General features: G+C 34.9%; 24 protein-coding genes. 21 read left to right on the top strand and 3 right to left on the bottom strand.

What is annotated here, in order from left to right:
- Positions 1 to 91 precede the first annotated feature (91 nt).
- From MKX66_RS10275 to MKX66_RS10260, 4 genes are all read left to right on the top strand, one after another.
- Entirely contained in the window at positions 92 to 961 is an 870-nt protein-coding gene (locus tag MKX66_RS10275) for a LysR family transcriptional regulator (RefSeq protein ID WP_341086058.1), read from the top strand.
- A gap of 120 nt (positions 962 to 1,081) precedes the next feature.
- Complete coding sequence (locus MKX66_RS10270; protein ID WP_341086055.1) at positions 1,082 to 1,513, top strand: Rrf2 family transcriptional regulator; 432 nt, start codon at positions 1,082 to 1,084, stop codon at positions 1,511 to 1,513.
- Positions 1,514 to 1,616: 103 nt separating this feature from the next.
- On the top strand, positions 1,617 to 2,267 hold the full coding sequence (locus tag MKX66_RS10265; protein WP_341086054.1) for a DsbA family oxidoreductase: 651 nt from the start codon (positions 1,617 to 1,619) through the stop codon (positions 2,265 to 2,267).
- A gap of 73 nt (positions 2,268 to 2,340) precedes the next feature.
- A complete protein-coding gene (locus MKX66_RS10260) occupies positions 2,341 to 2,943 on the top strand; it encodes a nitroreductase family protein (protein ID WP_341086053.1) in 603 nt (200 codons plus the stop codon).
- Positions 2,944 to 3,106: 163 nt separating this feature from the next.
- Here MKX66_RS10260 and MKX66_RS10255 read toward each other — a convergent pair whose 3' ends face one another.
- The gene (locus tag MKX66_RS10255) at positions 3,107 to 3,526 is read right to left on the bottom strand and encodes a GNAT family N-acetyltransferase (RefSeq protein ID WP_000860618.1); all 420 of its coding nucleotides are present in this window, start codon (positions 3,524 to 3,526) and stop codon (positions 3,107 to 3,109) included.
- A 184-nt stretch (positions 3,527 to 3,710) separates the two neighbouring features.
- On the opposite strand from MKX66_RS10255, the gene MKX66_RS10250 reads away from it, so the two are divergent.
- The 3 genes from MKX66_RS10250 (at position 3,711) to MKX66_RS10240 (ending at position 6,743) form a co-directional block, all read left to right on the top strand.
- Positions 3,711 to 3,842: a hypothetical protein gene (locus MKX66_RS10250; RefSeq protein WP_277994374.1), complete on the top strand. Its 132-nt coding sequence runs from the start codon at positions 3,711 to 3,713 to the stop codon at positions 3,840 to 3,842.
- Between the two features lie 111 nt (positions 3,843 to 3,953).
- Positions 3,954 to 5,564: an amidase family protein gene (locus MKX66_RS10245; protein WP_341086050.1), complete on the top strand. Its 1,611-nt coding sequence runs from the start codon at positions 3,954 to 3,956 to the stop codon at positions 5,562 to 5,564.
- 159 nt (positions 5,565 to 5,723) lie between these two features.
- Positions 5,724 to 6,743 (top strand): AI-2E family transporter, encoded by a 1,020-nt coding sequence (locus tag MKX66_RS10240; RefSeq protein ID WP_002031308.1) that lies wholly within the window; start codon positions 5,724 to 5,726, stop codon positions 6,741 to 6,743.
- Positions 6,744 to 6,789: 46 nt separating this feature from the next.
- Here MKX66_RS10240 and MKX66_RS10235 read toward each other — a convergent pair whose 3' ends face one another.
- Complete coding sequence (locus MKX66_RS10235) at positions 6,790 to 7,074, bottom strand: YesK family protein (protein ID WP_002086206.1); 285 nt, start codon at positions 7,072 to 7,074, stop codon at positions 6,790 to 6,792.
- A gap of 112 nt (positions 7,075 to 7,186) precedes the next feature.
- Positions 7,187 to 8,131, bottom strand: a complete 945-nt coding sequence (locus MKX66_RS10230) for an L-lactate dehydrogenase (protein ID WP_002012312.1) — start codon at positions 8,129 to 8,131, stop codon at positions 7,187 to 7,189.
- 200 nt (positions 8,132 to 8,331) lie between these two features.
- Between MKX66_RS10230 and MKX66_RS10225 the strand changes: the two genes are divergently transcribed.
- From MKX66_RS10225 to cydC, 14 genes are all read left to right on the top strand, one after another.
- Positions 8,332 to 9,780 carry a flavin monoamine oxidase family protein gene (locus MKX66_RS10225; protein WP_002031310.1) on the top strand — a complete coding sequence of 483 codons (1,449 nt, stop codon included), beginning with the start codon at positions 8,332 to 8,334 and terminating at the stop codon, positions 9,778 to 9,780.
- Positions 9,781 to 9,884: 104 nt separating this feature from the next.
- Positions 9,885 to 10,802, top strand: coding sequence for a CobW family GTP-binding protein (locus tag MKX66_RS10220; RefSeq protein WP_326996550.1), 918 nt, complete (start codon positions 9,885 to 9,887; stop codon positions 10,800 to 10,802).
- 298 nt (positions 10,803 to 11,100) lie between these two features.
- Entirely contained in the window at positions 11,101 to 12,318 is a 1,218-nt protein-coding gene (locus MKX66_RS10215; RefSeq protein WP_002031313.1) for a substrate-binding domain-containing protein, read from the top strand.
- Between the two features lie 90 nt (positions 12,319 to 12,408).
- Positions 12,409 to 13,182, top strand: a complete 774-nt coding sequence (locus MKX66_RS10210; RefSeq protein WP_002141338.1) for an ABC transporter ATP-binding protein — start codon at positions 12,409 to 12,411, stop codon at positions 13,180 to 13,182.
- The gene (locus tag MKX66_RS10205) at positions 13,160 to 13,861 is read left to right on the top strand and encodes a branched-chain amino acid ABC transporter ATP-binding protein (RefSeq protein ID WP_002141339.1); all 702 of its coding nucleotides are present in this window, start codon (positions 13,160 to 13,162) and stop codon (positions 13,859 to 13,861) included. Before MKX66_RS10210 ends, MKX66_RS10205 begins: the two co-directional genes overlap by 23 nt.
- A 22-nt stretch (positions 13,862 to 13,883) precedes the next feature.
- Positions 13,884 to 14,744 carry a branched-chain amino acid ABC transporter permease gene (locus MKX66_RS10200; protein ID WP_002141340.1) on the top strand — a complete coding sequence of 287 codons (861 nt, stop codon included), beginning with the start codon at positions 13,884 to 13,886 and terminating at the stop codon, positions 14,742 to 14,744.
- 49 nt (positions 14,745 to 14,793) lie between these two features.
- Complete coding sequence (locus MKX66_RS10195; RefSeq protein WP_002126891.1) at positions 14,794 to 15,747, top strand: branched-chain amino acid ABC transporter permease; 954 nt, start codon at positions 14,794 to 14,796, stop codon at positions 15,745 to 15,747.
- Between the two features lie 340 nt (positions 15,748 to 16,087).
- Complete coding sequence (locus MKX66_RS10190) at positions 16,088 to 16,531, top strand: MarR family winged helix-turn-helix transcriptional regulator (protein ID WP_002012331.1); 444 nt, start codon at positions 16,088 to 16,090, stop codon at positions 16,529 to 16,531.
- A gap of 52 nt (positions 16,532 to 16,583) precedes the next feature.
- Positions 16,584 to 17,525, top strand: a complete 942-nt coding sequence (locus MKX66_RS10185; RefSeq protein WP_002141341.1) for a ring-cleaving dioxygenase — start codon at positions 16,584 to 16,586, stop codon at positions 17,523 to 17,525.
- Positions 17,526 to 17,541: 16 nt separating this feature from the next.
- Positions 17,542 to 18,597 carry an LLM class flavin-dependent oxidoreductase gene (locus tag MKX66_RS10180; RefSeq protein WP_002031331.1) on the top strand — a complete coding sequence of 352 codons (1,056 nt, stop codon included), beginning with the start codon at positions 17,542 to 17,544 and terminating at the stop codon, positions 18,595 to 18,597.
- Between the two features lie 625 nt (positions 18,598 to 19,222).
- Positions 19,223 to 20,626, top strand: a complete 1,404-nt coding sequence (gene cydA / locus MKX66_RS10175; RefSeq protein WP_002012335.1) for a cytochrome ubiquinol oxidase subunit I — start codon at positions 19,223 to 19,225, stop codon at positions 20,624 to 20,626.
- Positions 20,613 to 21,629 carry a cytochrome d ubiquinol oxidase subunit II gene (gene cydB, locus MKX66_RS10170; RefSeq protein WP_326996460.1) on the top strand — a complete coding sequence of 339 codons (1,017 nt, stop codon included), beginning with the start codon at positions 20,613 to 20,615 and terminating at the stop codon, positions 21,627 to 21,629. Before cydA ends, cydB begins: the two co-directional genes overlap by 14 nt.
- Entirely contained in the window at positions 21,629 to 23,350 is a 1,722-nt protein-coding gene (gene cydD / locus MKX66_RS10165; protein ID WP_002031336.1) for a thiol reductant ABC exporter subunit CydD, read from the top strand. Before cydB ends, cydD begins: the two co-directional genes overlap by 1 nt.
- Positions 23,347 to 25,071 carry a thiol reductant ABC exporter subunit CydC gene (gene cydC / locus MKX66_RS10160; protein WP_326996461.1) on the top strand — a complete coding sequence of 575 codons (1,725 nt, stop codon included), beginning with the start codon at positions 23,347 to 23,349 and terminating at the stop codon, positions 25,069 to 25,071. Before cydD ends, cydC begins: the two co-directional genes overlap by 4 nt.
- Positions 25,072 to 25,094 lie beyond the last annotated feature (23 nt).

Below are 25,094 nucleotides of genomic sequence, written 5' to 3'. Positions count from 1 at the left end.
CCCTCCTTGTTGTATTCCATTTCACTATGATATGATATCGACTATGATAAATAAAATGAATCTTTTTTATAAGGAGTATAAGTGATTAGTTATGACCATTACACAACTTCAAGTTTTAATTAAAACGGTTGAATTAGGGAGTTTTACGAAGGCTGCCGGGATGTTAAATATGACACAGCCAGCTGTAAGTCATGCGATTTCAAGCATTGAGTCAGAGTTAGGAGTTACCATTCTTATACGCGATAAACGAAAAGGGCTAATCGTTACGGATGTTGGAAATAGAATTCTTGTACATATTAGAGAAATCTTAAACGGCGTTGAGAAGATTGAACAAGAAGTAGCGATGGAGAAAGGGCACGAAGTTGGGACGATTCGAATTGGGAGTTTTCCGAGTGCTTCTGCACATTTCTTACCCAAAATGATAAATCTTTTTAAGGAGAAGTATCCGAACTTAGAAGTCGTTCTTTGTGAAGGCACGATTAAAGAAGTTGAAGATTGGTTAGTATCGAGGGTTGTTGATATAGGAATTGTTATTTTGCCTAATAAAGATATGGAGATCGTGCCCTTAACGAAGGGGAAAATGGTTGTTGTCTTAAGAGAGGATCATCCTCTTTGTAAGAACGATGCTATTACAATAGGTGATTTAGAGAATGAACCGATCATATTATGTAAGGGTGGGTACGAACCACCCATTATCGATATGTTTAAACAAGCGAACGTACCACTTCGGGCTGAATATATAATTTCCACAGTTACAACAGCTTTAAATATGATTCAAGAAGGATTAGGAATCGCAATTTTGGCTGAGTTATCTTTAACGAGTTTACCAAAGAATATACAAACGAGAGAATTGGAACCACAAGTATGGAGAGAAATTGCTTTAGCTGTTCCTTCATTAAAGGATTCTTCAATCGCTGTGCAGCTATTTATTGAAGAATTTCAAGCGCTATTTGCAGAATAAAAAGAGGTGTCTCATATATCATAATGGGACACTTTTTAATTTGCTTATAAAAAATCTATGAAAAGGATTGACTTATTTTTTAGTTGTAACTATAATAATTACATCAAGGTGGTGATTACGATGAAAATTAGTAGCCGCTTTTCTATAGCTGTTCATATTTTATCTATTTTGAAAAACGATCCGTCTTCACTTTGTACTTCAGACTATATGGCTGAAAGTGTAAATACAAATCCGGTAGTAATCCGTAAAATTATGTCGTACTTGAAACAAGCTGGATTTGTTTACGTAAATCGTGGACCAGGTGGCGCGGGATTATTAAAGGATTTACATGAAATCACGTTGTTAGATGTGTATCATGCAGTAAATGTAGTGGAAGAGGATAAACTATTTCATATTCATGAGCAACCAAATCCAGATTGTCCAATTGGCGCGAATATTCAAGTGGTGTTAGAAGTTATTTTAGTTCAGGCGCAATCTGCGATGGAAGAAGTTTTGAGAAATATTACGATGGGGCAGTTATTTGAATCTTTACAACAAAAAATGAATGCATAATATGATAATTGCAAGTCTCTAAAAGAGAATGCATATTTTTTTCTTAAAATTGTAACTGTTTTGGTTACATCTAAAAATAAAAAGAAGGTAAGGTGTAAAAGATATGACTGTAAAAATGAAAGTATACTCAGATTTTATATGCCCGTTTTGCTTTTTAGCAAAAGGCCCATTAGATGAAGTAGCGAAAGAGAAAGATGTGGAAATCGAATGGATGCCATTTGAATTGCGTCCAAGTCCATATTCTAAAATAGATCCTTGGAACGAGCCAGATAAGTTAGGTTCATGGGATTCTTTCATTCTTCCTACTGCAAAAAAATTAGGGGTTGAAATGCGTCTGCCACGCGTTTCTCCGCATCCATATACACATTTAGCTTTTGAAGGGTGCCAATTCGCGAAAGAGCGTGAACTTGGAAATGAGTATCATCACCGAGTATTTACTGCGTTTTTCCAAGAAGAGCAAAACATTGAAGATATTGATGTATTAACGAAATTAGCGGTAGAAGTAGGGCTTCCTGAAGCTGAATTTAAAGATGCTTTAGTAAATCGTAAATATAAAGAAAAACATCAAGAAGCAATTCAGCATGCATATGATGAAGCGAATATTATGGCTGTTCCAACTGTCATGATTGGAGATGAAGTCATTCAAGGACTTGCTAGTAAAGAAACGCTAGAAAGAGTAATTGATAAAGAAATCGAAAAGGATAAAACAAATTCATTTGAAGGTATGCAATGTAAGACGGATGGATATTGCTAATTCGTCTTGCATGAAAGACTCAAGTTGATTTGTTTAAATAAAAATAATAAAACATATATTTGGAGGAATTAAAATGTCAGCAACTACAACAAATTTAAAAGAAGCAATCGTGAACCGTCGTTCAATTCGTAAAGTAACAAAAAGTGCTACAATAACAAAAGAAAGAATTGAAGAAGTTTTAAAAACAGCTTTACACGCACCAACTTCTTTCAATATGCAAAGTGGCCGTATGGTCGTATTAATGGATGGAGAGCATGAAAAGTTTTGGGATATCGTAAAAGAAACACTTAGATTACGCGTGCCAGCAGAGAATTTTGAAGCAACAGTAGAAAGACTAAAAGGCTTCCATGCAGGTGTAGGAACAGTTCTATTCTTTGAAGATCAAGCAACAGTAGAAAAAATGCAAGAAAATGCACCATTGTATAAAGATCAGTTCCCATTCTGGTCTCATCAAGGAAATGCAATGCTACAACATACTGTATGGATGCTATTATCGGCTGAAGGAATTGGAGCGTCCTTACAACATTACAATCCAATCGTAGATGCTGAAGTGAAAGCAACTTGGAACATTCCAGCAGAGTGGAGTTTAGTAGGACAAATGCCATTTGGTGAGCCAAATGAACAACCAGGAGAAAGAACGTTCTTACCTACTGAAGATGTAGTGAAATTTTATTAAGAAATTTAATATATACAGAGTTAAATAAATGAAAGGAGAGTACATATTAGCTATATATGTACTCTCCTTTCGTATGTAATGTTTAAATTCGATTGTGGAAAAGGTTACTGCAAGAATAATTTCTTTCATACGAAGCGAAGTTTTCCCTACAATTAAAAATCTATCATGTTTTGGAAATGACAGTAAACATCCCCGTCATGTTTGGTGAGTAATTTTTAAAATCAAATTTTTCATAGAACGATTCTTTACCTTGTGATGCAAATAAACCGACAAACGCCTTATCAGGGGCATTCTCATTTAAGTATGCAATCAAACGATGCATGATTTCTTTCCCAATACCATGTTTCTGATAATCTGGATGAACCACTATATCTTGAATATAGAAATAGATAGATCCATCGCCAACAATTCTCCCCATACCGATAATTTGTTCATTATCTTTGACTGTGATGCAGTGAATAGAATGCTTCAGTGAAGTATCCGCTACTTCAAAATTCATATAATTAGTCCATCCAACAGAATCACACAAATATTTATACTCTTCTAATGTTGGAATGTTATGTTTAAACTCATATGTTTTCAAAATGCAACCTCCAAGTCCTTAAATTCAACAAGTATATAAATTCGACATTTTTTTATCTTTTCCTCTTACGTAACTGCCTTTACCTATTGAATTTCGTACAGTGTCCTTAATTGTATTTGTGTTAATTTCTAAGAGTTTAGGGAAAAAATATAAGAAATAACGTAGTAAGAAGGGAAGTGGAAAAATGAATGATGAGAAAAAATATACAGTAGTAGGTACTGATGTTGAGGAAGTAAAACGTTTAAATAAAGATTCAGGATTAACGTATAATCAAGTGAAGGAATTATTAGCGAAGCAAATGCAAAAAAAGAAGTAATTAGATTGAAATCTTTCATTTTTTCATTTAGCATTTTGATTGGAGAGAGTTAAGTAAAAGGTAACTCTCTTTTTTATATAAATGAGCAACTTTTAGAGTGGAGGAAGCAACATGAAAAAATGGGTGGAAATAACGTTGTCTATCGCTGGAGGTACTGTCCTATTGGCATGTGCTGGAGGATATTACGTGTATAAAAACTATTTTCCGAAGGAACCTGAACTTATTGTATATGATAAAGACAGAGTGTTAAAGCCGATACATAATCAGCTTAACGGTATCAACATAGATAATATAAAGATAAAAGAAAAAGAAGTTGTAAATGCGACTGTGGATGAGCTTCAAAAAATGGTCGATGATGGAAAATTGTCATATGAAGAATTGACGAGTATTTATCTTTTTAGAATACAAGAACACGACCAAAGTGGAATATCATTAAATGCTGTTACAGAGATTAATCCTGATGCGATGGAAGTAGCACGAAAGTTAGATAAAGAGAGAGCGTTAAATAAGAAATCGAACTTATATGGCATTCCTGTCATCGTAAAAGATAATATACAAACGGAAAAAGTGATGCCGACAAGCGCAGGCACTTATGTATTAAAAGATTGGATTGCAGATGAAGATGCGACGATCGTGAAGAAGTTGAAAGAAGAAGGTGCTTTTGTTTTAGGAAAAGCGAATATGTCTGAATGGGCAAATTATTTATCCTTTACAATGCCTAGCGGATATAGCGGGAAAAAAGGACAAAATTTGAATCCATATGGTCCGATTACGTTTGATACATCGGGATCAAGTTCTGGATCTGCTACAGTGGTTGCAGCAGATTTTGCACCGCTTGCGATTGGCACAGAAACGACTGGATCAATTGTAGCACCGGCAACGCAACAATCAGTAGTTGGATTACGTCCATCTTTAGGTATGATTAGTAGAACTGGAATTATTCCGTTAGCTGAAACGCTTGATACTGCAGGGCCTATGGCAAGAACGGTAAAAGACGCGGCAACGTTATTTAATACAATGGTAAGTTATGATGAAAAAGATGCTATGACAGAAAAAATGAAAGATAGAGATAGAATAAATTATACGAATGATTTATCGATAGATGGATTAAAAGGGAAAAAGATAGGGATTCTTTTTTCTGTAGATCAACAAGATGAAAATAGAAAAGCAGTAGCAGAAAAGATTAGAAAAGACATTCAAGATGCAGGTGCGATATTGACTGATGATATTCAGTTAAACAGCGAGGGTGTAGATAATCTGCAAACATTAGAATATGAGTTCAAGCATAATGTTAACGACTATCTTTCGAAGCAAAAAAATGTGCCTGTAAAATCGTTAGAAGAGATTATAGCGTTTAATAAAAAAGATAGTAAAAGACGAATGAAATATGGACAAACATTAATTGAGGGGTCTGAAAAATCTGCTATAACGAAAGATGAATTTGAAAAAGTAGTTCAAACGAGTCAAGAAAATGCAAGAAAAGAGCTAGATAGGTATTTAGTAGAAAAAGGTTTGGATGCTCTTGTAATGATTAATAACGATGAAGTTCTTCTATCAGCTGTGGCTGGTTATCCCGAATTAGCAGTGCCGGCAGGATATGATTCTGATGGTCAGCCGGTAGGTGTAGTGTTTGTTGGGAAACAGTTTGGTGAAAAAGAACTTTTTAATATTGGATATGCGTATGAACAGCAGTCTAAAAATAGACGATCTCCTAAAATATAGAGTTGATAAAGTAGTTTTTAGAAAAGTAGTAGATAAAAAAATCCGACAATAAAAAAGAAAAAAAGGATTCTTTCCAATTAGTAAGAAAGATTGTCTATAGAAGTTCATAAAATGTAATATATCCAATTTCCATCCATTGAAGGGGGAGGTTAATTCTTAATGAATGAAGTGAAAAATTTCTTTCGAAGCAGAGGGTTTCAACGGTTTCTCGTTTTAATAATATTAGTGCTTGTATTGTATGGATTAAAAAGTATGATTAATTTAATATTAATTACGTTTATTCTCACGTTTTTGATGGATCGATTTCAAAAGTTTATTTCAAAAAAATTGAAAGTAAATAGGAAAGTGGTTATTGCTGGTTTATATATTGTGTTAGTGACGTTTATTGTAACTACACTATATAAATATTTGCCTGTACTAACGATACAAATTTCACAATTAATTTATCAATTTAAATTGTTTTTTCAAAACCCACCTGATAACGAGATAATTAAATATGCACTTTCGACAATTAATGGAATGGAAGTATCGAAATATATCGAACAAGGTGTAGATGTCATTTATCAATCGATAGCAAACATAGGAAAAGTCAGTTTACAAATACTACTTTCTCTTATTTTAAGCTTATTTTTCTTATTAGAAAAAGAACGCATTATAGCATTTACTTCGAAATTTAAAGATAGTAAGCTGAAAATTTTTTATGAGGAGATTGCATATTTCGGTGAAAGGTTTGCAAGATCGTTCGGAAAAGTGATTGAAGCACAGTTTTTAATTGCGGTTGTAAATTGTGTGCTCACTGTAATTGCACTTGTCATTTTAGGATTTCCACAGCTTCTTGTATTGGCTGTCATGGTCTTTCTACTCGGTTTGATTCCAGTTGCTGGTGTTATCATTTCATTGTTTCCACTTTGTATCATTGCCTATAACGTCGGCGGGGTTGTGTATGTTGTTTACATACTAGTGTTCATTACAGTAATCCACGCTCTTGAAAGTTATTTATTAAATCCAAAATTTATGTCTGCAAAAACGAATTTACCTGTTTTTTATACATTTATGATTCTTATTTTTTCAGAGCATTTCCTCGGAATATGGGGGCTTATTATTGGGATTCCAATCTTTATCTTTTTATTAGATGTACTTGATGTAAATAATGATGAACCGATTAAAGATAATAAGTGATAGAAAATGACCGATGTTTTCTCTTGATGAAAACATCGGTCATTTATTATTTTTTCTTTGGAGGAGGTAGTTTAATGAAGGTATTTGCAATTAAAGCTATAATAACAGCAGCAAAAATAAAGACTGCAATTACACTAACTCCCATACCTGCCCATCCTCCTACAAGGAAGATACTTATCGGTATTGCTAACAAGCTTAAAATAATTAGAATCAATCCGAGATTCTTATCATATTTTTTAGTTGGAAATAGCGTTCTGATGATTAAGAAGAGGAAAAGTATTAAGGATGCTACAGCTAGCAAGAGGATTGCAATCGTCAAAGAATCATTCATGAAATCACCCCTTTTTATAGATAATATTACCGTTTAAATTGAGGGGGAACTATAAAAGTATAAAAAAGCAATCCAATATAAATCGGATTGCTTTTTTGATTGGAAAATATGATTAAAGAACAGGAGCCATTGTTTCTTTCAACACTTGAACAGAGTGATCGAATTTTAATTCTTCCTCTTCACTTAGTTCAACTTCTAAAATTTCACGAACACCGCCGCGGTTTAAAACAGCAGGTACGCCGATATAAACATCTTGTTGGCCGTATTGACCTTCAAGATATGCTGATACAGTTAATACGCTGTTTTCATTGCTTAAGATTGCTTTCGTAACACGTAAAAGTGACATGCCGATGCCGTAGTATGTAGCACCTTTTCGTTCAATAATGTGATAAGCTGCATCACGAACGTTTACGAAAATATCATCTAAATCTTTTTGGTTATATGTGTTGTCTTTTTCAAGAAGCGTTTGTAGTTTTTGAATACCAATTGATACGTGACTCCACACAGGAAGTTCTGTATCACCATGCTCTCCGATAATATAAGCGTGAATGTTATGAGGTCCAATATCGAAGTACTCACCTAACATATAGCGGAAACGAGCTGAGTCAAGAGTTGTACCAGAACCGATTACGCGTTCTTTCGGTAAACCAGATTCTTTCCAAGTTACGTAAGTTAAAATATCTACAGGGTTCGTTGCGATTAAGAAGATGCCATCAAAGCCGCTATCCATAATGCTACGAACAATTTGCTTGAAAATTTTAGCGTTTTTCTCAACTAAATCTAAACGTGTTTCACCTGGCTTTTGTGGCAATCCAGCTGTAATTACAACAAGATCTGCGTCTTTACAATCTTCATAACTACCTTTCCAAACTTTTGTTGGAGCTGGTGCGAAAGGAACGGCATGGCTTAAGTCCATTGCTTCTCCTTCAGCTTTTGCTTCATTTACATCCACTAAAACAAATTCTTCAGCTACAGCTTGGTTAATCATGCAGTAAGCATAACTACACCCAACTGCTCCTGTTCCTACTAATACAACACGGTTAATACCTTTTTTCATTTCAAAATTCCTCGCAATTTCATTAATTTTATTATGCAAGATAATACGTCTTACTTCTATAGTTTCATATCTATTTTATTACATTTTATAAAAGATATTCAAGTAATTGAAAATGTATCCGCTCAATTACTTGAATGAAACATAGGAATCCTGTTAAACGAATATAATTCAGTAAAATCCTTCATAAAAGGGGAATTGGCATGGGGAATCCATTATCGATGGAAGAAATGCTTCAAATTATTCATGAAGGGCTTGCCAAAACAAATAACCCCAAACGGATTACAATTGCCGGTGCAGGGATGTCTGGATTAGTTGCAGCATCTTTATTAAAAGAGGCTGGACACGAGGTAACGATTATAGAAGCGAATAACAGAATAGGTGGCAGGGTGTATACGATTCGTGAACCATTTAGCGCAGGGTTATATTTTAACGCAGGCCCTATGCGTATTCCGGATACTCATGATTTAACTTTAGCCTACATTCATAAATTTAAACTACCGTTAAACCTTTTTATTAATAAAACTTCTTCAGATATAATTTATACGAATAACAAAAGAACGAGATTGGATGTGTTTGAAAAGGATCCAAGTGTACTTGGATATCCAGTTTTAGATAAAGAAAGAGGGAAAACAGCAGAAGGGTTAATGTTAGAGGTATTGGAACCGATACTTAATTATATTAAGAAAAATCCTAATAAAAACTGGATTATTGTTGAAAAAAAGTATAAAACATATTCGCTCGGTTCATTTTTAACCGAGTATTATTCAGATGGGGCAATAGATATGATCGGAGTACTTCTTGATATGGAAGCATACATGGGAATGTCATTAATTGAAGTATTACGCGAAATGATCTTTTTCACTTCAACGACGAAATATTATGAGATAACGGGCGGAATGGATAAATTACCAAATTCATTTTTACCAGAGCTAAAGGATAATATTTTTATGTCGTATAAAGTAGAAAAAATTATACAGGAAGATAATAAAGTAATGATGCAAGTAACACATGAACAAACGTTAAATTCATTTATAGTAACTGGTGACATCGCTATTGTCACAATTCCATTTTCAGCTTTGCGATTTGTAGAAGTTCAGCCATATCATTTATTCTCTTATTATAAAAGGCGGGCAATTCGTGAATTAAATTATATTGCTTCAACTAAAATTGCGATAGAGTTTAAAAGTAGATTTTGGGAAAGAGCAGGACAATATGGTGGTAAGTCAATTACAGATTTACCTATCCGCTTTACATATTATCCGAGCTACGGCATTCATACACCAGGGGCGGCTATCGTTTTAGTGAGTTATACGTGGGCAGATGAGGCGTTAACGTGGGATAGTCTCTCGAATAGAGAACGTATTCGTTATGCGTTGAAAAATTTAGCGCAAATATATGGAAATGTGGTTTATAGTGAGTATGTTGCGGGAGAATCTTTTAGCTGGAGTCAAAATCCGTATTCTTGCGGAGCATTTACAGCTTTTGAACCAGGGCAAGAGCTTGAATTGTTTCCATATATTACGCCGCCAGCGGGTAGAGTGCACTTTGCAGGAGAACATACGACATTAACACATGGATGGATGCAAGGGGCAATCGAGTCTGGAATTAGAGTTGCTCATGAAGTGAATGGAAATGAAACGATAATCTAGCAGTTTTGTTTACAAATAGGTATTCTTTTAATAAAATGATAAATATAAATCGTAATAATTACGCTTTGAAGAAATTTGAAGTAGAGAAATGGATGGTCGGTCGAATGAGTAAAGTAGAAATTCATATATTAGGTGGTTTTTTAGGTAGCGGAAAATCAACATTGCTGCAAAATTTATTATTAGCAGAAAAGAAGAAAAATCGAAAAGTTGCAGTTTTGATGAATGAAATCGGTGAATACTCGGTAGATACAGATATTATTGGAAAAGAGAATGTGTTAAGGGAACTTCTGAAAGGATGTATTTGTTGTACGTTAAAAGAAGAGCTTGAAATTCAATTACATTCTTTATATCAACAAGAAAGACCAGATGTAATTTATATAGAAACAACAGGTGTCGCACATCCAATTGAAGTGTTAGATGCATGTGTATCACCAATTTTAGCTCCTTTCTTTGAAGTGAAATCAATTGTCGTCGTTTTAGATGCAGTAAGATGGTTAAACCGAAGTATATTAAGTGCAAATGTACAACAGCTATTACATGAGCAAATGAAATATGGAAGTCATATTCTTATTAATAAATCAGATTTATTAACAGATTCGGATAAGAACAAAGTACTTGAAGACGTGAAAGCAATAAATAATCATGCGAAATTGTTTGAAACAAAATATTGTAATATATCTTTAGAAGACATAGAAGAAGCTGAATTTACGAATGATGGGGAACATGAGACACTACATGTCAAACAGCATTTACATATACAAACGATGACGTATCAATTTACGAAATCGATTGATCAAGATAAATTATACGAATGGCTTTCGAATTTACCAGATAGTATTTATCGTGTAAAAGGATTTGTGAAATTCCATGGAGATAAATACCCGCATCTATTCCAATATTCGTTCGGGGTACCGACTTTACTGGAACAAGACTTCGGTTTCCCGACAAACTTGGTAGTAATAGGGGAAGGATTAGATAAGAAGCAATTGGTTGAGGGGTTAGAGAAAGTCGAAAATAATTAATCGGTTTTTCTAATCATTTTTTTAGGTAAGCTGCAAATAATTGACTTAATGAATTAAGTCAATTATTTGCAGCTTTTTGCGTGATGATTACTGTAATGAAACAGTAATTTCATTTGAACAACGGAATATATATTGATTGTATGTCCGTTTCCATTTAATAGGAAGGTGATTATAGATTTGTGCCGAATGTAGAGGTTACTACAAGAGTTTTCCATTACCAATTTTAAAGTCATGATTACGGACAGGGGAATTTGGCGTGTTTGATTCTATCAGAAAGTAAAGTATGGGGAGGATCACAATGTCGATGAAAAAACGTAAATGGCTAAGAACGGTGGTTACTGGTTGTGTTTTAGGGTCATTATTAGTAACAGTAGCTTGTTCGGGAAAGAAGACAAGTACAGAAGATGAAAAGACGATTAAGGTAGGGGTTCTTGCTTCATTAACAGGTCCATTAGAATCATATGGAAAACAAACAGTGAACGGATTTGAATTAGGGTTAGACTATGCAACTGGTGGAACTGGGAAAGTGGAAGGGAAGAAGATTAAGTTTGTTGTAGAAGATACGGAAACGAAAGCTGATGTAGCGGTTAAAAAAGCTACGAAGTTATTAGAAGAAGAGAAAGTCGATTTTTTAGTCGGATCGTCTAGTTCAAGTGATACATTAGCGGTTTTACCACTTGCAGAGGAATATGAAAAAATAATGGTTGTAGAACCAGCAGTTGCTGATAGTATTACCGGGAAGAACTGGAATAAATATATTTTTAGAACAGGTAGAAACTCTTCGCAAGATGCGATTGCTGGGGCTGCCTCAATTGCTAAAAAAGATGTAAAGATTGCGACGTTTGCTCCAGATAATGCTTTCGGTCGTGAAGGGATTGCAGCATTTAAAGCGGGAGCAAAGAAATTAGGTGCGAATATTGTAAACGAGCAATACGCGGATACGAATTCAACTGATTTCACTGCAAATATTCAAAATATTATTAGCTCAAAGCCAGATTATTTATTTATCGTTTGGGCAGGTGCGAATTCACCATGGAAACAGTTGAAAGATATGAATGTGGAAGCGCAAGGTATTAAAATTTCTACTGGTGCACCTGATATACCAGCATTAAAAACGATGGATGCACTAATAGGGATGCAAGGGTTTTCTGTTTATTATCACTCACTTCCAAAGAATAAGGTGAACGATTGGCTAGTAGAAGAACATAAAAAACGTTTTAATGGTGCTGTTCCAGATCTGTTTACAGCAGGAGGAATGTCAGCGGCAATTTCTATCGTCGAATCTTTAAAGAAAACGAAGGGCGATACAGATGTAGATACACTTATTAAGAAAATGGAAGGGATGGAATTTGAGACACCGAAAGGAAAGATGAAATTTAGAGAGAAGGATCATCAAGCATTACAAACTCTATATTCTATAACGCTGAAAAAGCAAGATGGTGTTGATTATCCAGTACCAGTGTTAGAGAGAGAATTAACGATGAAAGAGACAGAACCATCAATTCAGAATAAATAGACTGAATTTTCTGTTGTCTTTGTATAAAGAGGGAATACCCTCTTTATACTTGTTTCTTTCATAAACATGGCTTTCAGTGGGAGGGATTTTATGACACATTTGTTAGAGACGAAAAATCTTTGTGTATCTTTTGGGGATCATCATGTTATTAAGGATGTTAATTTAACGGTACAAAAAGGAAAGCTCATTTCAATAATTGGACCGAATGGTGCTGGAAAGACAACGCTATTCAATTTACTAAGTGGACAAATTTCTCCAACAAAGGGTGAAGTATATTTTAAAGGACAAGAGATTACAAATTTATCAATTTCGGATCGTACTCGATTAGGAATTGGTCGTTCTTTTCAACTTACAAATATATTCCCAGAGTTAACGGTACTTGAAAATGTTCGTTTAAGTGTTCAATCATTTGTGCAAGATTACTATAGTTTTTTTCCGAGTTCGGCAAAATTTAAGCAACAAGTTGGAGAGGCGAGACGTTTCTTAAAAACAGTATTACTTCACGAGAAAGAATATGTATTAGCGAAAGATCTAGCGCATGGGGAAAAACGAAAGTTAGAGCTTGCTATGTTATTAGCATTAAAAACGGATGTATTACTACTAGATGAGCCGACAGCAGGTATTTCTGTTGAGGAAGTTCCGGCTATATTACAAGTAATCGAAAATATTAAAAAGAATCCAGAGAGCACAATCGTACTTATCGAACACAAAATGGATATGGTGCTAGATTTATCAGATCATCTTATCGTTTTATTTCATGGGGAGTTATTGGCTGAAGGATTGCCGGAAGAAATGATGAAAGACGAGCGAGTACAAAGTGCTTATTTAGGGGGATTATATAGTGGCACTACTACAAGTGAATAATATAGAGACGTATTTAGATCAGTTTCATATTTTACAAGGGGTATCTCTTACTGTTGAGAAAGGAACGATTACTGTACTGTTTGGAAGAAATGGGGCAGGGAAGACTACGACATTACGTTCGGTTATGGGATTTCACCATATCGCACATGGTGAAATTTATTATGATAGTACACAAGTAAATGGATTATCTACACATTTAATTTCAAGGAAAGGAATAGGGTATGTACCAGAAAATCAAGGTATTTTTCACGACCTGACAGTAGAAGAAACATTCGCTCTTGCTAGTGGGAAGGGAGCAGAAGCGGAAGAAAAAATAGACTGGATGCTTGAATTATTTCCAGATTTAAAGCAATTTTGGCACAAAAAAAGCGGACTCTTAAGCGGAGGGCAAAAGCAAATGCTAGCAATTTCAAGAGCATTTATTAATAGTGATGGTTTATTACTTATTGATGAGCCGAGTAAAGGCTTGTCGCCCATTATGATAGAAAAATTAATGATAGCCATTTTGAAAATGAAGGAAAAAACGACTGTTTTACTTGTTGAACAAAATTTTATGATGGCTAGTCAAATCGGTGATTATTTTTACATTATGGATAATGGGCGCATTGTGCATAACGGTTTCATGGAGGAACTGCGAGAGGATAAGGAAACATGTCATAAATATTTAGGTATTTCTTAACATTGATACGGGGGGATAGAACGTGGATGTGCTAATTAACTTATTTGTAAATGGCGTTTCGACAGGGATGCTTATTTTTTTATTAGCGTCTGGTCTATCACTTATTTTCGGTTTAATGAGCGTACTAAATTTTGCGCATGGCGGTTTATTTGCATGGGGAGCATTTACAGGCGTTTGGTTATTTAATATGACAGATAGTTATTTATTAGCGCTAATTGGGGCAGTCGCTATGGGTATGTTCCTCGGTTTCATTTTAGAAAGATTTCTTATTAGACCAGTGTATGGAAACCATGTGCGGCAGCTTCTCGTGACACTCGGAGGAATGCTCGTTCTTAGCGAGTGCATCAAAATATTTTGGGGTCCTAATCCAATTGCTGCAAAATTACCGTTATGGCTTCAAGGCAGTTTTACATTTGGAGGAGTTATCTTAATAAAATATCGCCTATTCGTTATTTTAGTTGGGATACTAATTTACATCGCTTTACTATTGCTGCTGAAAAAAACAAAGATAGGACTTATGATTCGCGCTGGTGTAATGGATAAAGAGATGGTTCAAGCTCTCGGAATTAACGTAAAAGCGATATTCTCGTTTGTTTTTTTATTAGGAGCAGGGATGGCGGCGTTAGGTGGTTTTCTACTAGCACCATATTCAGGAGTTATTTTTGCTGAGATGGGTATGCAGTACGCAATTTTAGCTTTTATAGTAGTTATTATTGGCGGATTAGGTAGCGTACAAGGTTCAGCGCTAGCATCTTTAATTGTCGGATTAGCCGGTGCTTTTACAGCGTATTTTTTGCCAGATTTATCTCTTGCAATTAATATGTTAATGTTACTATTTTTCTTAATAGTGAAGCCAACGGGACTTGTTGGTGAAAAGGGGTGAAATGGTGAACAGCACATCGAATCGAATTAAAGTATACTTCGGAGTATTTATGCTCATTTGTTTAAGTGTATTTCCATTCGTAAATGATTCACGGAGCTTGTTAATTTTGTTCACTCAAATCTTCATCTTTGCTATTTTCGCTATGAGTTTTGATGTTCTCCTTGGATATACAGGTATTGTTTCATTCGGTCATTGTATGTTCTTTGGTATAGGGGCGTATGGGGTAGCACTTTTATTTGATCGACAAGGGGTGTCTATCACAAACTTTTTTATAGGAATAGCAGCCGCAATTATTGTATCAGCCATCGTTAGTTATATAATCGGTTTGCTTTCTTTACGGCTGAAAAGTCATTTTTATGCAATGTTAACGCTCGCTATTTCCCAGCTGTTTTTTGTACTTGCTGAAAAATGGCGTTCACTGACTCATGGAGGAGATGGATTTACATTTCGTGTACCAGATATATTCCGTGATCGTTTTACATTTTATTATATAACATTTATATGTCTAATCAGTATTTTCATTTTGTTACGTCTTTTCACAAAATCTTCAATTGGGAAAGTGTTAAAGGCGATTTCACAAAATGAACAACGAGTTGAAGCACTTGGCTATAAAGTTCTTCATTATAAAATTATTGCTAGTGTTGTTGCAGGAGTAGTTGCAGCGATTAGCGGTGGTTTATTTGTTATCACTTTACGCTTTGTTAATACAACTGTATTTTCAATTGAAATGACATTAAATGCATTATTGATGACAATGATTGGGGGAGTTGGAACTTTAATCGGAGCAATCGCTGGAGCTGGGATTATTGAATCATTGAAATATTATTTATCCGAATTAGCGACGGAATATCCGATTTTTGAACGATGGACGATCATTCTTGGTTTATTATACATTATCGTGCTACTAGTTTTTCCGAAAGGGTTAGTTGGAACAGTTAAGAAGTTGAAGAATTTTAAAAGAAGTAAGAAGGAGAAGAGCACAGGGGTGGAGCAGAACGTTTAAACTCTTTGGAATAAGGTTTTGGTAATAAGGAATAGCTCTATATAAGATAAAAAGGTTTTAGGTGAAGCTATATAATATGAAGTCCCTCCTTTAACTTATCTAAAGGAGGGTTTGCCATTTCTAGAAAAGAACTTGGGTGTATGGAATTCGTGAGATTGTTATTTTGTATAAAAGTCTATTGCGTTAATTAAATAGTTCAATTGATGCTAATTTATTATTTCTAATTGGAAAAATAGCTGGTTAAGATTTTTGGGATTAAATATGTATTTACTCTTTACTTGCTTTTTTATCACTTGAGTGGTAAAGTGATAGTAAGATCAACGCTAGGAAGTGATGAAACATGCGTGAAAATACGATAGGATCGTTAATATGGCTACGTTTAATACGATTTACGAACCAAAGTAATCAAATGTCAAATGAGTTTTTAAAACGTTTTGATTTAACAACAGCCCAATTTGATGTGCTTTTGCAAATACGGACTTATCAGCCATTAACACAAATGGAGTTAGCAGAAAAGGTTACCGTTACACAAGGCGGTATTTCTCGAATGTTAACACGTCTTGAAAAAGAAGGATATATTATACGAAAACAAGATTGGAAAACGAAAACAATTAGTCTTACAGAGCAAGGGGAAGCGGCTTTAGAAAGAGCATTGCCAGAGCAACTTGCATTTCAATCATCATTTTTTGATGATGTATTAAATGAAGAAGAGCAGAAAATACTATACGAGTTGATGTCAAAAGTTCATAAGCATAGTGAAAAAAAAGAATTACCGAATGAGTAATTTTTTTTACTTAATCAATTGACTAATCAAGTGATAAAGGGGAGGAAGTTTTATGTATACAATTCCAGGACATCACCACATTTCTATGGTGACTAAAAATGCGAAAACGAATAATAATTTTTATCGAGATGTTTTAGGATTACGCCGGGTGAAAAAGACAGTCAATCAAGATAATCCATTTATGTATCATTTGTTTTATGGTGATTTAACAGGGAGTGCCGGAACTGAATTATCATTTTTTGAAATGCCGAATGTAGGTAGAACAATCCGTGGTACAAATGCAATAACACAAATAGGCTTGCTCGTACCTTCAATAGAAAGTCTTACATTTTGGAAGAGACGTTTTGAGTCACTCCAGGTGGCGCATGGGGAAATTACAACTTACGCCGGAAGAGACGCACTGCACCTTGAAGATCCAGATGGTCTACGGTTAGTGCTGTTAAATAATAAAGATGAAGAGGTGCCTGAATATTGGACTGCATGGGATGAATCTTCTGTAGAGCAGAATCATCGTATTTTAGGCATGGGAACAGTTGAAATGACAGTGCGCAGTTTAAATAAATTATCAAAAACATTAACAGGTTTGTTTAGTTATAAAGAAGTATCTCGTTCAGACGATGAGGGGATTTATCAATCTATTGATGGTCAATCTTTTGGAGAAATTTTGGTGAAACAGCAAGATGGAGAGAGTGAAAGACCAGGAAAAGGAAGTATTCATCATTTAGCTATTCGTGTGAAAAATGATGAAGAACTGAGTTATTGGAATGAAGCGGTGAAAGATAAAGGGTTCCAATCAACAGGGATTATCGATCGCTTTTATTTTAAAAGTTTATATTTCCGTGAGTCAAATGGCATTTTATTTGAGATTGCGACGGATGGCCCAGGATTTACAGTAGATTCAACAGTTGAAGAATTAGGAAAAGAGCTGGATTTACCACCATTTTTAGAAGAGAGAAGAAAAGAGATTGAAGAGAAATTAATACCGCTTTATTAAAAGGGAGAGAGCAACTATGGAAAAATACCGTATTGATACAAGTAAGGGAATTGAATTTGGATTATATTCAATTGGAGATCATATTTTAAATCCGCATGATGGCTCGAAAATAAGTGCAGAAAAAAGAATTCATGAACTAATTGAAACAGCTAAGTTAGCAGATGAAGCTGGAATTGATGTGTTTGCTGTCGGTGAAAGTCATCAAGCGCATTTTACAACGCAAGCTCATACAGTTATTTTAGGAGCTATTGCACAAGCTACGAAAAACATTAAAATCGCGAGTTCTGCAACAGTATTAAGCACGTCAGATCCGGTTCGTGTATATGAGGATTTTGCCACAATTGATTTAATTTCTAATGGTCGTGCTGAAATCGTTGCTGGTCGTGGATCTCGTATTGGGGGATATAGTTTACTTGGTTACGATGTAAATTATTATGAAGAACTATTTGAAGAGAAGATGGATCTTTTATTAAAAATAAATAAAGAAGAAAGTGTAACATGGAAAGGGCAGTTTAGAACGCCACTTGAACATGCGGCAATTATACCGAGAGCTAAAAATAACAATATGCCAATTTGGCGTGCTGTTGGAGGGCCACCTGCTAGTGCAATTAAGGCAGGACGCGCAGGTGTACCAATGATGCTTACGACACTTGGTGGCCCAGCTGTTAATTTTAAAGTTTCGGTTGATGCATATCGTGAAGCAGCTGAGCAAAGTGGTTTTGACCCAGCAACATTACCAATTGCAACAACAAGTTTATTTTATACAGCAGAAAATTCACAAGATGCACTTAGTGAATATTATCCCCATATTAATGCTGGTATGCTTGCGCTACGCGGTGGTGGGTATCCAAAACAACAATTTACTAACGCAGTAGATCACCGTGATGCGTTAATGATTGGTAGCCCGCAACAAATTATTGAAAAAATGCTTTATCAATATGAATTATTTGGACAGCAACGTTTTATGGCACAGATTGATTTTGGCGGTGTACCATTTGATAAGATTGAGAAAAACATTGAATTAATTGCTACCGAAATTATGCCGGCTGTTAGAAAATATACAACGAAATAATGATTAAAGTACCGGGAATATAATTTATTCTCGGTACTTTTTTATTTAGTCTGTTTGAAAAATGACAAAAAAACGAATTTTATGTCTAGAGAAAGGGGAGTTTTTTTCTATTTGTGAATAACAATATTGTTGATTTGAATTTTGGAAATACATTTTTCTCTTGACAAAAAACTAGCATATTTCTAGGTTTAATTCGAGGACATTTTTCAAGGAGAAAGTCAAGCGTATGAAGAGAAAAACATAATAACAATTGATATAAGAGTGTGTTGTATGTTTGAAAAGTACGTTTTTAAAATGTGAGAAATCTAATTCAAAAAAATTACAAAAGACATATTTCAGACAAAATCCTGTCAATAATACGTCAAAAATCACCTGAATTTATTATGTAAGTATATTATACAATTCGATTAACGAATAAAACACTACTGAAATAGTGAAAAGGTAAATCGTATGAAGAAAGTTCTTTTGTAATTATCTAAAAAACTGACAATCTATATTTTCAGAAAGTACATAAACGAATTTATCTTTTTGTATTTCCAAATGATTGAATTGTTCGTTATGAAATGAATTCATACAATTCAATCGATATTACGATATAAAAAAATATGAAGGAAGTGACTTTAGCATGGAAACGCTCGAATTGGCACGAATACAATTTGCATCAACAACGATTTTTCATTACTTTTTCGTTCCGCTGTCTATAGGTTTAGCTTTTATCATTGCGTTAATGCAAACGTTGTATGTGGTAAAGGGACAAGAAATTTATAAGAAGATGACAAAGTTTTGGACACAAATATTCCTTGTTAACTTCGCGGTAGGCGTTGTAACAGGTATTTTACAAGAATTTCAGTTTGGTATGAACTGGTCAACGTATTCACGTTTTGTTGGTGATGTTTTCGGACCATCACTTGCAATTGAAGGTTTATTAGCATTTTTCATTGAGTCTACATTCCTAGGTTTATGGGTATTCGGTGAGGATAAACTTCCGAAGCGAGTTCACCTTTTATGTATTTGGCTCCTCTCAATAGGAACAATGTTATCAGCATTTTGGATTTTAACTGCAAGTGCATTTATGCATGCCCCAGTAGGATATGAAATGGCAGCAGATGGACGTGCACAAATGAATGATTTTTGGGCGATTATTCAAAATCCACAATTATGGGTGCAATTCCCGCATACAATTACAGCGGCGATTGCAACTGGTGCATTCTTTATTGCAGGTGTAAGTGCATGGAAAATATCAAAAGGCCAAGAAACTGCGGTGTTTAAAAAATCGTTCCGAGTTTCTATCGTTGTTGGAACAATTACAACTGCATTGGTATTATTTTTCGGTCATGCACAAGCACAAAATTTAATTAAGACACATCCGATGAAAATGGCAGCAGCTGAAGCATTATGGAATACGAGTGAGGATCCAGCTCCATTTACAGTATTTGCAAAAATTGATACAGAGAAGAAAGAAAATTCGTTTGAAATTCAAATCCCTTATATGCTAAGTCTATTGTCATACGATAAATTTAGCGGTCAAGTTGAAGGGATGAATCAAATTCAAAAACAATATGAAGAAAAATATGGACCTGGAGATTATATTCCGCCAGTACATACTATGTTCTGGAGTTTTAGAGCGATGGTAATGAGTGGAACATTCATGCTTCTTTTAGGAATGTACGGCTGGTTCTTATCAAGAAAAGATCGCTTAACTGAAAACCCTTGGTATTTAAAAATAATGGTATATGCAATTGCACTACCGTTTATCGGTAATACAGTAGGTTGGATTATGACTGAAATGGGACGTCAGCCTTGGGTTGTCTTCGGTGTTATGAAAACAGAAGATGCTGTATCTCCAAACGTTTCATTTGGAGAAGTATTATTCTCTCTTGTTTCATTCACATCACTATATTTAATTGTTGGAGGAATTACTGTTTACTTATTCGTTCGTATCATTAAAGGACATGCGAATAAGAAAACGAAAAAGGATTATCAAAGCCATGATCCATTTGATAAGGAGGAAGAGTATGTTATCTCTTAATGAGTTGTGGTTTCTAATTATCTCAACCTTATTCGTTGGCTTCTTTGTACTTGAAGGTTTCGATTTTGGTGTAGGAATCGTTTCAAGGTTTTTAGGGAAAAACGATTTGGAAAAACGTATATATTTAAATACAATTGGGCCGTTTTGGCACGCAAATGAAGTATGGCTTGTTTGTGCTGGTGGCGCTATGTTTGCGGCATTCCCGCACTGGTATGCAACTTTATTTAGTGGGTTTTATATTCCATTTGTGTTTATGCTTCTTGCATTAATTATAAGAGGTGTTTCCTTTAAATTCCGTGCGAAAATAGAAAATCATAAATGGAAGAGTTTCTGGGATTGGGGCATGTTTATTGGAAGTTTGCTACCTCCTATACTTTGGGGAGTTGCAATCGCAAACTTTATGACAGGTGTACCAATTGATGGAAGTAAAAATATGGTAGGCGGATTTATGAAATTACTTCACCCATTTGCGTTACTTGGGGGAGTTATGTTTCTTCTTCTATGTATTGTTCATGGTTTGCAATTTCTTACTATACGTACAACAGGAAAATTACGAGAACGCGCACGTATTGCCGCGACAAAGATTGCACCTTTTGCATTAATAACACTTCTTGTTTTTGCAGCTGGAGGGTTATGGAAAACAGATATTTTCACCGCACATGGTTCAGAGTGGCTAATGGTTCCAATTGGAGCTTTTGTAGCGCTATTTGTTTCTACTTTATTAAATAAAAGAAGAAGAGATGGTTGGGCTTTCTTTATGACGAGTTTAACAATCATTTTGTTAAGTGCAAGTGTGTTCATCGGTATGTTCCCGCGTGTCATGATTAGCTCATTAGGAGCGGTAAATGATTTGACAATTTATAATGCGGCATCAGGACCTTATGCATTAAAATTGATGAGCTATTTTTCTCTTGCTATTTTACCGTTTGTTATCGGTAGTCAAATATGGAGTTTCTATGTATTTAGACAACCTGTTAAGTCAGACAAAGATTTGGAGTACTAATGAAAAGAAAAAGAGGACTTCCGTCGTATCCTGGTAGCCGAGTTTTATATGTAACTTTAAGTCTTATTAGCATTTTAGAGGCGTGTAGTATCATTGCGCAGACAGTATTTTTAGCACGAGCAATCACATTTTTATTTCATGGAGAAACAGTGCAAGCTGTGCTAAATGAAACTGTTTATTTTGGGATCACGTTTGCAGCACGCCAAATGTTAGTGCGAACATCGCAAATATTGGTTGAGCGTTTCGCTGAAAAAACAGGATTTGCATTACGTAAACAGTTAATAGAAGCATATTTTACGTTAGGGCCGAGATTTGTCCAAACGAATGGGACTGGTCATCTGGTTACTTTATCGATAGAAGGTATTGAGAAACTTAAAACATATATTGAATTGACAATTCCTAAAATGATTAGAAGTAGTATCGTTCCAGGGCTAATTGTTCTATATGTTTTTACACTGGACATTAAGTCTGGAATCATTTTAGTTGTAACGATTCCAATTGTGATCATATTTATGATCCTTCTAGGATTAGCAGCGCAGAAAATGGCGGATAGCCAATATGAGACATATCGTGTACTTTCTAATCATTTTGTAGATACGTTAAAAGGATTAGAAACATTAAAGTATTTAGGGAAAAGTAAACAGCACGAAGGAAAGATTGAAAAAGTAAGTAAACGATATAGAAAAGCAACGATGCGTACTTTGCGAGTTGCTTTTCTTTCTTCTTTTGCATTAGATTTCTTTACGAGTTTATCAATTGCATTTGTAGCAGTTGGATTAGGGATACGGTTAATAGATGGGACAATTATACTGTTGCCAGCTCTTACGATTTTAATTTTAGCGCCGGAATATTTTCTGCCGATTAAGCAAGTTGGAGCGAATTATCATGCTACATTAGATGGACAACTTGCAATGGAGCAAATAGAAGAAATTTTACAGAAACAAAAAGAAATAGAAAAGAAAGATTCAAATGTAGATATAGTATGGAATTCTTCTAGTAGTTTGAAATTACAAGATGTAAAAGTAAATAATGATGAATCTGAAAAGGCTATATTAGAGGGAATTGATTTTACTTGGCAAGGTAACGGTGCTATAGGCATTATTGGTGAAAGTGGGGCAGGGAAATCAACGTTAATCGATGTGTTAGCAGGATTTCTACCGCCTTCGGGTGGGAAGATGTTAGTAAATGGTGTGGAAATTGGTGAATCTACTCGAGAAGATTGGCAAAAAAATATTGCTTATATTCCGCAGCAACCTTATATTTTTCCGCTTTCATTAAAAGATAATATTTGTTTCTATGAAACGAATACAATTGATGAAGAAGTTGAGAGAGTTATTAATGAAGTTGGTCTTCGTTCGCTCGTTGCATCATTACCACATGGGATGTACGAAAGAATTGGAGAAGGTGGACGTATGCTTAGTGGCGGACAAGAACAACGTGTCGCTATGGCACGTGCACTTTTAAGTAAAAAGCCAATCATTTTATTAGATGAACCTACAGCACATCTTGATATTGAAACTGAATTTGAAATAAAGCAATCGATGTTACGTCTGTTTGAAGGTAAGTTAGTATTTCTTGCAACGCATCGTCTGCATTGGATGAAGCAAATGGATCATATTCTTATTTTAAATAAAGGGGAAATTAAAGAAAGTGGAACATATGAAGAACTTTTAAAGAATGAGACATTACATTTTCATAGGGAAGAGAGGGGAGAGCGATGAGTAATTGGATTAAACCTTATATACAGCAAAATAAAGGTAGAATGACGTTGACTATTTTCCTCGGGCTTCTTGGAGTTAGTTCAGGTGCGATGCTACTTTTCATTTCAGGTTATTTAATTTCTAAATCTGCTCTCAGACCAGAAAATGTAATGGCTGTATATGTTCCTATAGTTGCAACGCGTGCGTTTAGTATAGGGCAAGCTGTCTTTCATTATTTAGAACGTTTAGTAGGGCATGACGTCGTTCTACGAATTTTAGAAAAAATGAGAACAAAACTATATAGAATTGTAGAACCACAGGCGTTATTTTTACGCTCTCGATTTCAAACTGGTGATGTACTAGGTGTATTGTCTGATGATATAGAACATTTACAGAATCTATATTTACGTACAATATTCCCTAGTATATTAGCGTTAGTTGTATATAGCATTTTCGTAATTGTTATAGGTGCATTTGACTTAGTATTTGCACTTATCGCAGCTTGTATGTTAGCTGTTATTGTTTTTCTTCTCCCATTCGTATCACTACTTTTGATGAAACGACATCATGTTGCTTTGAAGCGAGGAAGAAATCGTTTGTATCAACAATTGACAGATGCTGTATTTGGGTTATCTGATTGGCAGGCGAGTGGTAGAAAAGATGAATTTATTAATGAGTATGTAGCGCAAAATGTCCAGTTGTTAAAGACAGAAAAGAGAGTGAAACGCTGGTACCATATTCGAGACAGTATCATTCATTTAATAGTCGGCATTGTAGTTATTTCAATGATTATGTGGACTGGAAATCAAGCGGCAAGTGAACAGATTGCACCTACAGTTATCGCAGCTTTCGTATTAATGACATTATCTGTGACAAATGCGCTTATCCCTATATCAGATGCTATTGATCGAATTCCATCTTATGTAGAATCTGCTCATAGGCTTAAAAGCGTAGAAAGTGATATCATTTTGCAAGATGGAAATGAGTTACCTGGAGATAAAGATTACGTTGCACAAAAACATATAGATATTGAACTGAGTAATGTGTCGTATAATTATCCGGATAGTAATGAACCTGTATTAAAAGATGTATCATTGCAAATAAAGGCAGGAAAGAAAATTGCTATTTTAGGTAGAAGTGGAACAGGAAAATCTACTTTACTAAAACTGTTAACTGGTGCGCTACGTCCGGTGAGTGGGCAAGTTATATTGAATGGTGAACAAGCTCATACGGATTTTTTGTCAAAATATATTTCTGTATTAAACCAAAAACCACATTTATTCGATACGACAATTGGAAATAATGTGCGGATCGGTAAACCAGAGGCTAATGATGAAGAGATATGGAAAGCTTTAGAGAAAGCACAGCTAGCGCCGCACATTGCTTCTCTTCCTGATGGATTACAAACAAAAATGCATGAAATGGGAAAGAGGTTTTCTGGCGGAGAAAGGCAAAGAGTAGCATTTGCAAGAACTCTTATGCAAGAAGCATCGATTATTGTGCTTGATGAACCAACTATCGGTTTAGACCCTAAAACGGAATTAGCCTTAATAGAAACAATGTTTTCTGCAACAGAAGAAAAGACTGTTATTTGGATTACACATCATCTTGTAGGAATTGAACATGTAGATGAAGTTATTTTCCTTGATAGTGGCCAAATCGCTATGCAAGGTAGTCACGAACAGCTACTGAAAGAAAATGAGAAATATCGTAGGTTATATGAGCTTGATAAAGGTAAATAGGAATGAAATGCAAAAAAACACAA

The organism is Bacillus sp. FSL R9-9530, assembly GCF_038008145.1.
GTDB lineage: Bacteria > Bacillota > Bacilli > Bacillales > Bacillaceae_G > Bacillus_A > Bacillus_A mycoides.
This window is presented reverse-complemented; position numbering and strand designations above follow the sequence as displayed.

What these genes read in the sequence shown, in the direction of transcription:
- MKX66_RS10275 (WP_341086058.1), top strand. Translation starts at nt 92, where the DNA reads ATGACCATTACACAACTTCAAGTTTTAATTAAAACGGTTGAATTAGGG.
- MKX66_RS10270 (WP_341086055.1), top strand. Translation starts at nt 1,082, where the DNA reads ATGAAAATTAGTAGCCGCTTTTCTATAGCTGTTCATATTTTATCTATT.
- MKX66_RS10265 (WP_341086054.1), top strand. Translation starts at nt 1,617, where the DNA reads ATGACTGTAAAAATGAAAGTATACTCAGATTTTATATGCCCGTTTTGC.
- MKX66_RS10260 (WP_341086053.1), top strand. Translation starts at nt 2,341, where the DNA reads ATGTCAGCAACTACAACAAATTTAAAAGAAGCAATCGTGAACCGTCGT.
- MKX66_RS10250 (WP_277994374.1), top strand. Translation starts at nt 3,711, where the DNA reads ATGAATGATGAGAAAAAATATACAGTAGTAGGTACTGATGTTGAGGAA.
- MKX66_RS10245 (WP_341086050.1), top strand. Translation starts at nt 3,954, where the DNA reads ATGAAAAAATGGGTGGAAATAACGTTGTCTATCGCTGGAGGTACTGTC.
- MKX66_RS10240 (WP_002031308.1), top strand. Translation starts at nt 5,724, where the DNA reads ATGAATGAAGTGAAAAATTTCTTTCGAAGCAGAGGGTTTCAACGGTTT.
- MKX66_RS10235 (WP_002086206.1), bottom strand. Translation starts at nt 7,074, where the DNA reads ATGAATGATTCTTTGACGATTGCAATCCTCTTGCTAGCTGTAGCATCC.
- MKX66_RS10230 (WP_002012312.1), bottom strand. Translation starts at nt 8,131, where the DNA reads ATGAAAAAAGGTATTAACCGTGTTGTATTAGTAGGAACAGGAGCAGTT.
- MKX66_RS10225 (WP_002031310.1), top strand. Translation starts at nt 8,332, where the DNA reads ATGGGGAATCCATTATCGATGGAAGAAATGCTTCAAATTATTCATGAA.
- MKX66_RS10220 (WP_326996550.1), top strand. Translation starts at nt 9,885, where the DNA reads ATGAGTAAAGTAGAAATTCATATATTAGGTGGTTTTTTAGGTAGCGGA.
- MKX66_RS10215 (WP_002031313.1), top strand. Translation starts at nt 11,101, where the DNA reads ATGTCGATGAAAAAACGTAAATGGCTAAGAACGGTGGTTACTGGTTGT.
- MKX66_RS10210 (WP_002141338.1), top strand. Translation starts at nt 12,409, where the DNA reads ATGACACATTTGTTAGAGACGAAAAATCTTTGTGTATCTTTTGGGGAT.
- MKX66_RS10195 (WP_002126891.1), top strand. Translation starts at nt 14,794, where the DNA reads ATGCTCATTTGTTTAAGTGTATTTCCATTCGTAAATGATTCACGGAGC.
- MKX66_RS10190 (WP_002012331.1), top strand. Translation starts at nt 16,088, where the DNA reads ATGCGTGAAAATACGATAGGATCGTTAATATGGCTACGTTTAATACGA.
- MKX66_RS10185 (WP_002141341.1), top strand. Translation starts at nt 16,584, where the DNA reads ATGTATACAATTCCAGGACATCACCACATTTCTATGGTGACTAAAAAT.
- MKX66_RS10180 (WP_002031331.1), top strand. Translation starts at nt 17,542, where the DNA reads ATGGAAAAATACCGTATTGATACAAGTAAGGGAATTGAATTTGGATTA.
- cydA (WP_002012335.1), top strand. Translation starts at nt 19,223, where the DNA reads ATGGAAACGCTCGAATTGGCACGAATACAATTTGCATCAACAACGATT.
- cydB (WP_326996460.1), top strand. Translation starts at nt 20,613, where the DNA reads ATGTTATCTCTTAATGAGTTGTGGTTTCTAATTATCTCAACCTTATTC.
- cydD (WP_002031336.1), top strand. Translation starts at nt 21,629, where the DNA reads ATGAAAAGAAAAAGAGGACTTCCGTCGTATCCTGGTAGCCGAGTTTTA.
- cydC (WP_326996461.1), top strand. Translation starts at nt 23,347, where the DNA reads ATGAGTAATTGGATTAAACCTTATATACAGCAAAATAAAGGTAGAATG.